This window comes from Polaribacter sp. YIW18, assembly GCF_057219325.1.
Genome location: NZ_JBXVVE010000013.1, coordinates 38,963 through 47,632, shown reverse-complemented (window position 1 = coordinate 47,632; position 8,670 = coordinate 38,963). Strand labels below are relative to the sequence as shown.

The 8,670-nt window shown below is 30.4% G+C and carries 6 protein-coding genes; 1 reads left to right on the top strand and 5 read right to left on the bottom strand.

Going from position 1 to position 8,670, the window contains the following annotated elements; genetic code table 11:
* Nucleotides 1-1,000 precede the first annotated feature (1,000 nt).
* The 5 genes from AC2D6T_RS11495 to AC2D6T_RS11475 form a co-directional block, all read right to left on the bottom strand.
* A complete protein-coding gene (locus tag AC2D6T_RS11495; protein ID WP_484681587.1) occupies nucleotides 1,001-1,735 on the bottom strand; it encodes a DUF4294 domain-containing protein in 735 nt (244 codons plus the stop codon).
* An 87-nt stretch (nucleotides 1,736-1,822) separates the two neighbouring features.
* Nucleotides 1,823-3,820, bottom strand: coding sequence for an NAD-dependent DNA ligase LigA (gene ligA / locus AC2D6T_RS11490; RefSeq protein ID WP_484681586.1), 1,998 nt, complete (start codon nucleotides 3,818-3,820; stop codon nucleotides 1,823-1,825).
* A gap of 7 nt (nucleotides 3,821-3,827) precedes the next feature.
* Nucleotides 3,828-4,397 carry a hypothetical protein gene (locus AC2D6T_RS11485; protein WP_438989714.1) on the bottom strand — a complete coding sequence of 190 codons (570 nt, stop codon included), beginning with the start codon at nucleotides 4,395-4,397 and terminating at the stop codon, nucleotides 3,828-3,830.
* Between the two features lie 369 nt (nucleotides 4,398-4,766).
* Complete coding sequence (locus tag AC2D6T_RS11480; RefSeq protein ID WP_438989713.1) at nucleotides 4,767-6,209, bottom strand: glyceraldehyde-3-phosphate dehydrogenase; 1,443 nt, start codon at nucleotides 6,207-6,209, stop codon at nucleotides 4,767-4,769.
* A 139-nt stretch (nucleotides 6,210-6,348) separates the two neighbouring features.
* Entirely contained in the window at nucleotides 6,349-7,737 is a 1,389-nt protein-coding gene (locus AC2D6T_RS11475) for a trypsin-like peptidase domain-containing protein (protein WP_438989712.1), read from the bottom strand.
* Between the two features lie 130 nt (nucleotides 7,738-7,867).
* On the opposite strand from AC2D6T_RS11475, the gene dapF reads away from it, so the two are divergent.
* Nucleotides 7,868-8,647, top strand: coding sequence for a diaminopimelate epimerase (gene dapF / locus AC2D6T_RS11470; protein WP_484681585.1), 780 nt, complete (start codon nucleotides 7,868-7,870; stop codon nucleotides 8,645-8,647).
* Nucleotides 8,648-8,670: the final 23 nt, after the last annotated feature.

Genomic DNA, 8,670 nt, shown 5'->3' with positions numbered 1-8,670 from the left:
CATTGTATATTTTTAATATTATAAATGAATAAGTTTCAAAAGAATTACATTAATCTAAATTAATGTGGTTATTCTACTCTTTAATTACGCTGTCAATTTCAATATTTTCAATGAACTTGGCGATTGTCTAAAAATAAGATCTACTTACTTTTTATCTCTTCGCTCTTGTAGAAATGTTAGAATCGAACTAACTAATAATTGATTGAATTACTATTCCAAAATCTCTCTGATCGTTTTTGCTATTTCTATTAGCGGGTGCAAATCTAAAACTTATTTTTTATCTAACAAGTAAAAAATTAATTTTTTTTAAACTTTTTTAAAACCCTAAAACTTGAACTTTTTAACCCCCGAAAATTCGGACTGCAAAGATACAAGGTTTTTTTTATTACATCCTAATAAATAATGAAAAAATATGTAAAGTTTTTATCTCTAAAAATTTAAACTTTTTTTACCCCTATTACAAACAACAAATACTCAATGAACTTTGCTAAACAAACTTTCGTTTTCTCGTTAGCGGGTGCAAATATACAACTCATTCTCACTCCCGCAACTATTTTTTAAACTCTTTTTTGATTTATTTTTTGAACTTCTTTTAATACCTTGTAAATGCATTAGTTATAGAGGTGTTTTTTTTGATTTTTTATTTTTTTTTTAAAGGTTGGTGATAGTGTATATACGTTATTTTTTTAAAATTCCTAATTTATTAAGGTATGAGGATGTCATGTTTGAGGTGTTTTAAATAAATAAAGGAGTAGAATTATGGGCTGAATCATCCGTTTTTTATTGGTGTATATCTTCAAAATTGTGAATAAGATGCTTATCTTTTACTTATTTGAAGTTTTAATATCCCCTTTTTTTAATGCTATAACTCTAATAAATTAGCACGGGTTAGGGATTGAAGCGTCTGTTTGAGCTCTTTTCGGTACCCTTTATGGTACCTAAAAAGCGAGTGCAGAAAGCCCGACCACACCCTTTTGGCGTGGGAACCCCTAAAAAAAAATTAATCTTTTTTCTTTTTCTTTTTTCTGGATTTCATTTTCGCAAACATTTCTTTATACGTTTCTAAATTTATTTTTGCTTTGTTTTCTTCTAATGTTTTAATGAAATCGAAATTTAATTTAGATTCTTGTGGTTTTAACCGACTTTCTCTAAATGCCCTTTGTAGTATATATTCTATTAAAAAATCTTCGTTTTCTGTTTCTGGATTGTATTCTGTTTTTAAGGAGAGTTTGAAAACGTTGGCTGTTGTGTTGTACCAAAATGCTTTCCAGCCACTTCTGATACCTTTTATATTGTTAAATGCTGTTTTACCTGTTTGACGATGGATTAATTTAATGAGTATACGACCTTCTGTAGTGGTCATTTTTTTTATTTGGTCTGTAAACTCGCCTTCTATATAGTTTTGTACGAGTTTGGTGTATCTTCTTTTTTGGTATTTAGAATCGATTCTATTTAGTCTTGCATGTAAACTGTCTAACCTTTCTGAAGCTAGTTTTGCATAGGGATATGCTTTGAATACCTTTTTTTTGAACCAAAGGTAATAACGAATATCTTCTCTAGAATTAAATTTTGGTTTGGGCAATAACGAGATTTCTTTTAATTGAATAACAACAGAATCTCCTGGTTTTACAAATATATAATCGTCTATATGATTAGGTAACGAGTCTGTTTCTTTTATCTGAGAAAATGCGATTAAAGAAAAAGACATAACATATATGTAGAAAATGTTTTTCATTTTTGTTTTAATTGCTAACTAGATATAAGGTTTTAATAATTCTTGTTTTTTGATTTTTAGACTACAAAATGAATACCAAACTACTTGCTAACTAATTTTATCTATAAAGTCTTGTTCTGTAATTATTGAAATACCTAAGTCTTGTGCTTTTGCCAATTTACTTGGGCCCATATTATCGCCAGCTACAATAAAGTTTGTTTTTTTTGAGATGGATGAACTTACCTTACCTCCATTATCTTCTATGGCTTTTTTTAATTCGTTTCTACTCATTTGATGGAAAACGCCTGAAACTACAAATATTTGTCCTTCTAATTTATTGGTTTGATTTTGTAAACTTTCTTCAGAAACTTTTAATTGAACTCCTACCGACTTTAGTCTGTTAATTAATTGAATGTTTCCTAAATCGTTAGAAAAATCTACAATACTTTGTGCGATTCTTTCTCCAATTTCGTCTACATTAATGAGTTCTTCGAAAGTTGCTGCCATTAAATTATCTATAGACTTAAAATGTTTTGCTAGTTTTTTAGCCACAGTTTCTCCTACAAAACGAATACCGAGTGCAAATAGCACTTTTTCAAAAGGAATTTCTTTTGATTTTTTGATACCCGAAATCATATTTTTTGCAGATTTTTCTGCCATACGTTCTAAAGGAATTACCTGCTCTACTTTTAAATCGTACAAATCTGCATAATTTTCTATGAGGCCTTCTTTTCTTAATAAATCTACAGTTTCGCCACCTAAGCCATCAATATCCATGGCTTTTCTACTAATAAAATGTTGAATTTTCCCTGTAATTTGAGGTGCACAGCCGAATTCGTTTGGGCAATAATGTTTTGCATCACCTTCTGTTCTTACCAGTGGTGTATCACATTCTGGACAATTTGTAGCATATACAGTATGTAAAGAATCTATGGGTCTTTTAGAAAAATCTACTGCTATTATTTTAGGAATAATTTCGCCCCCTTTTTCTACAAAAACGGTATCTTTTTCTCTAATATCTAACTTTTCTATTTGGTCTGCATTGTGCAGAGATGCTCGTTTAACTGTTGTACCTGCTAATTGTACAGGTTCTAAATTTGCTACTGGGGTTATTGCACCAGTTCTACCTACTTGATACGTTATTTCATTTAAAACTGTAGAAACTTGTTCTGCTTTAAACTTATAGGCAATTGCCCATCTTGGAGCTTTAGAGGTGTAACCTAATTCTTCTTGTTGTTGTAAATTATTTACTTTAATAACAACACCATCTGTTTCGTAAGGCAATTGATGCCTTTCTATATCCCAATGGTTTACAAACTCAAAAACCTCGTCTATAGATTTTGCTAAAGTGATGGTTTTTGGAGCTTTAAACCCCACATTTCTTGCGTTTTCTAAAATTTGAAAGTGCGTTTTGTATTTGCGTTCTTCTGTAACTACTTGATACAATAAACAATCTAAAGGTCTTTTGGCAACTTCTGAGCTATCTTGCAATTTTAAACTTCCGCTTGCAGTATTTCTTGGATTTCTATATGCTTCTTCTCCATTAGCTAATCGCTCTTGATTCATTTTATTAAAGCCGTCTAAAGGCAAAATAATTTCTCCTCTCATTTCGAAATTAGAAACAAATTCTTTTTGTATTACTAGTGGTATAGAGCGAATGGTTTTTATATTTTCTGTTACGTTATCACCTTGAAAACCATCTCCACGAGTTACCGCTTTTACAAATTTACCGTTTTCATAGGTTAAATTTATAGAAGCACCATCATATTTTAATTCGCAGGTATATTCTATATCTGTACTTCCTAAGTTTTTTTGAATCCGTTTTTCCCAGTCTAACAAATCATCTTTAGAATAAGAATTATCTAAAGAATACATTCTGTTTTTATGTGTAACTGTTTCAAAATTTTTGGTAATTGCCCCTCCTACTCTTTGAGTTGGTGAGTTTGCATCAAAAAACTCTGGATGTTCTTTTTCTAGTGTTTCGAGTTCTTTTAATTTGAAATCGAATTCGAAATCAGTAATACTTGCATTATCTAATACATAATAGTTGTAGTTATGCAAGTTTAACTCGTCTCTTAGTTTTTGTATTTTTTGTGCTGCTGTCATTTATTTATTATTCTCTTACTGTGCCAGAAAAATGATTTACTTTTGGATTGATAGGATTTCCAGAGGAACGTCTAAAACTTGCAACTTGTCCCGTATGCCAGATAGCATCTGCAATTGGCCCGTTTATAACATTAAAAAAAGGTATACTTACTTTACCATCGTTTTTTACCGAAAACTGTGCTAAATTTTTACTTACTTTTACTTTTTTACTTACAGCTTCGATGTTTAATAAAGTTTGCTTTCTCATTACTATAAACGTCATTTTAGACTTTTCTACCTCTTGATTAACTACTGTTTTGGTTAAACGCAACATCATATTAGACAAATCGTACAGATGATTTATAGTGGCTTGACAATTTCTACCTTCGCCTTTAGGCTGGTATGCCAAATCTTCTGATCTTAAACCATTGGTTGCCCAATAGTATCTAAAGCCTAAACCATCAATCATTCTTACTACTATGTTTTGTGCTGTGTATTTTTCATCCATCTTGGGTATTTCGTAATATGGAAGTTTTTCTTGTGCGTTTATTAACAAAGTTAAAAATAATAGACTTGTTAGGAATACTCTAAATTTCATTGCTATTTGTTTTAATGGCTAAATTAAGGAGAATATTCTTTTTTACACACAGTAACACATAAAACATAAATCTACTAGGAGAAAATTTCTTTTTCAAAGATTTGGCAAGCAAGTTTAGCCACGATTGAAATGGCATCCTTTTTATGCTAAACTAGATTCACTAACTTTGAAGTTAAAGAAATGAAGTGTTTTAAAAAACGTGGTTTTGATATATACAGCATAAAAAGATATAATGTAAAGCGTGAAATAGCTTCTTAAAAAGAAACCCGAAACAGAAATCTGAAACGGGTTGCTACATTCATTTTTAGATGAACGAATTTGCACTAAGAGTATTTTTATAAAATCCTGATACAAAATAAGGATGATACATTAATAGTAGGTATATCTTCTAACTTTTGCAATGTGTTTTGCTAAACGAATTACTTGATGCGAGTAACCATATTCATTATCATACCAAACATAAAGCACTATCGTTTCTTGGTCTGTTATTGTTGCTTTGCTATCAAAAATTGATGGAGCTGTTGTACCCATAATATCTGATGACACCAGCTCATTATCCAACGAATATTTTATTTGCTCAACCAAATCGCCTTCTAAAGCATATTGTTTTATTATTGCATTTACACTTTCTTTACTTACTTTACTTCTTAATTGTAAATTCAATATTGCTAAAGAACCGTTGGGAACTGGCACTCTAATTGCATTAGATGTTAATCTACCTTTTAAAGCAGGTATTGCTTTAGAGACAGCTTCACCTGCGCCTGTTTCTGTAATCACCATATTTAAAGCTGCTGCTCTACCACGTCTGTATTTATCATGCATATTATCTACCAAGTTTTGGTCATTTGTATAGGCATGTATGGTTTCTAAATGACCTTTTTGTATTCCGTAGTTTTCTTCTAAAACTTTTAAAATGGGTGATATTGCATTGGTTGTACAAGAGGCTGCCGAAAAAACATCTATCTTATCTAAATTGTATTGTTTATGATTTACACCATGTACAATATTTGGCACTCCTTTTCCAGGTGCTGTTAATAATACTTTACTTGCTCCTTTAGATTTTAAGTGTCTTTCTAAAGCTTCTTTATCTCTAAAGACACCTGTATTATCGATAATTAAAGCATTGTTGATATCATATTTTGTATAATCTATATCTTCTGGTTGATTTGCAGAAATTAAATAAACTGTTGTTCCGTTAATTTTTAATGCATTATTTTCTACATCTGTGGTAACAGTGCCTAAAAAATCTCCATGAACAGAGTCAATTTTTAATAAAGACGCTCTTTTTTCTAAAACAGTTTCATTAATTTCTCCACGAGTTACAATAGCTCTTAAACGTAATTGAGAACCTTTGCCCATTTTGGTCATTAATTCTCTTGCCAATAAACGCCCAATTCTACCAAAACCATATAAAACCACATCCTTTGGTTCTATGTTTTTAGCTTCCTTAATATTTTTTAATTGTTTTTTTACAAAGGCAACTTTATCTGCACATTGTTTTGAGTTTAAATAACATTCGTAAGCTAGTTTACCAATATCTAATTTTGATGATGGTAAATCTATTTGCTGTATAGCTTTGGCAATTTCTAAGGCATCTATAATAGTAATAGGTTTGCTTACAAACTCTCTTGTATAATCTATTAAGTTTAAAACTTCGCTAGCTCTTTTATCTACCAAAGGATTTCTAAACATTACTAATTCTATGGCTTTATCATACCATAAATCGTTTACAATATTCATAAATTGTACAGTAGCTCTTCTTGTTTGCGCTTGCGATAAAACCTCTTTGTTATAATCTATAATTATTGACATCTTTGTAACTATTATTTAATAATTTTGGGCAAAAGTATTTAATTTTTCTAAAATACGAAATCGATTTCGTAAAAAGTTTTAAAATAAAAAAAAATCCAGATTATAAAATCTGGATTTTAGTAATTGTTTTTGTAATTGTTTATCTTATTGCGTAGCGTTCTCTTTCTCCTTTTAAATTGATAACTTCTAAATAAACAGGTTCGTTTCTATTAGAAGCATCATCTAATAATTTGGTAGCTTCTGAGGCATTAGACACCTCTTTTTTATTAATTTTGGTGATAATAAAACCTTCTTTAACTCCATAATAATCAAGGTACTTATTGGCATTTTTGTAAATTTTAACCCCTTTAGAAATATCGTATTTCTTTAAATCTTTTTTAGGTAAATCTTTTAAGATGATTCCAAATGCTCTAGAAACAAAGGTGTCTTTTTTACTTAATTTTACATTTTTTGTAATAAAGTCGCCATCTCTATTTACGGTTATATTTACAGACTCTCCTGGTCTTTTTGCGGTTAATTGACCTCTTAATTCAGAATATTTAGAAATTTTTACATTGTTTACTTGGGTAATAATATCACCAGATTGTAAACCTGCTTTTTCTGCTCCACCCTCCTCTGCAACAGATTCAATTTTAACGCCGTCAATATCTTCTCCTTGATTATTAATATTAATTCCTAATATAGCTTCTTGCACAGCACCATATTCTAATATATCGTCTATAATTTTTTTAGCAATATTAGAGGGCACCGCAAAAGAATACCCAATAAAAGAACCTGTTCTAGAAGAAATTGCTGTATTTATTCCAATCAATTCTCCACGTGCATTTACCAAAGCACCTCCACTGTTTCCAGGGTTTACAGCTGCATCTGTTTGTATAAAAGATTCTATGTTTCTATTTCCCTCTAGATCTCTACCTTTTGCAGAAACGATACCTGCAGTTACTGTAGAAGTTAGGTTGTATGGATTACCAACGGCTAAAACCCACTCGCCTATTTTAATATTATCTGAATTTGCAAAAGCAATGTAAGGCAAATCATCATCTGCTTCTATCTTTAATAAAGCAATGTCGTTTGCAGCATCTTTACCAATTAATTCTGCTTTGTATTTCTTTTTATTATTTAGTGTGATTTCTAAATCATTTGCCCCATCAATTACATGATTATTGGTAACAATATAACCATCTGCAGAAATTATAACTCCACTTCCTGTTCCTACTTGTTCGTATTTTCTTTGCCCATTTCCATTCCCAAAAAATAATTCTAACGGATTGGTTTGTGTTCTAACTGCAGTATTTTTTACATGAACCACAGCATGTACTGTTTTTTCTGCTGCTACAGTAAAATCTGTATTCACTTCTGTTGCATTTGTATTCCTAAGAGTAGGATTATAACTAGCTTGTAGTGTTTGCAGAGGCTTTTCGATAGTTCTTTCTATTACTACTTGATCATTAAAAAGCAATTTGTACCCTCCTAAAGTTAGAGCGCCTCCTAAAATTGCTATACCAAGAAAACTGAATGCTTTTTTCATTTTAATTTAGTTTTTATTATTCAAATATAGTATTTTAACATTTTCAGAAAATCTGTTTAACTTGTTTTTAACGCACTTTAACCACATTTTAACAAGCGACATTTATCCTTTTAATATGTATCTTTGTTTTATGAAATTTAGATTTTATAAATATCAAGGAACTGGGAACGATTTTGTTATGATTGATAACAGAACAAAAACCTTTCCAAAACAAAAAACTGACATAATTTCACATATTTGTGACAGGCATTTTGGTATTGGTGCAGATGGTCTTATTTTAATTGAGAATGACGATGATGTTGATTTTAGAATGATTTATTTTAATGCTGATGGTAGCGAAACCTTTTGTGGTAATGGTGGTAGATGTGCTGTTGCTTTTGCAAAACAATTACACATTATAGAAAATAGCACCAACTTTGTAGCTGTTGATGGACCTCATTTTGCAGAAATAAACAACGATACTGTATCTTTAAAAATGATTGATGTTGATGAAGTTGAAGTAAATGAAAACCATGTTTTTGCATATACAGGTACACAACATCATGTACAAATTGTAAAAAATTTAGAGAATTATCCCGTTTTTGAAAACGGAAAAAAGATACGAAATTCTTATAAAAACACAGGAAGCAACGTAAATTTTGTAGAACAAGTAGATGAAACTACATTTAAAGTAAGAACTTACGAAAAAGGTGTAGAAAATGAAACCTTAGCTTGTGGTACAGGCGTAACTGCAGTTGCTATTGCCATGCATAAAACAGGTAAAACAAAAAGTAATCGCATTTCTTTACCTGTAGAAGGTGGTAATTTAGAGGTTTGTTTTACTGAACAAAATGGTATTTATGCTAATGTGTTTTTAAAAGGGCCTGCAACTTTTGTTTTTTCTGGAGATATTGAAGTGAAGTATTTTTAGTTTACTATATTTTAAAAAATATC

Excerpts from the sequence above, each read along its gene's own strand:
- AC2D6T_RS11485 (WP_438989714.1), bottom strand. The coding sequence starts at position 4,397 with ATGAAATTTAGAGTATTCCTAACAAGTCTATTATTTTTAACTTTGTTA.
- AC2D6T_RS11480 (WP_438989713.1), bottom strand. The coding sequence starts at position 6,209 with ATGTCAATAATTATAGATTATAACAAAGAGGTTTTATCGCAAGCGCAA.
- dapF (WP_484681585.1), top strand. The coding sequence starts at position 7,868 with ATGAAATTTAGATTTTATAAATATCAAGGAACTGGGAACGATTTTGTT.
- ligA (WP_484681586.1), bottom strand. The coding sequence starts at position 3,820 with ATGACAGCAGCACAAAAAATACAAAAACTAAGAGACGAGTTAAACTTG.
- AC2D6T_RS11495 (WP_484681587.1), bottom strand. The coding sequence starts at position 1,735 with ATGAAAAACATTTTCTACATATATGTTATGTCTTTTTCTTTAATCGCA.
- AC2D6T_RS11475 (WP_438989712.1), bottom strand. The coding sequence starts at position 7,737 with ATGAAAAAAGCATTCAGTTTTCTTGGTATAGCAATTTTAGGAGGCGCT.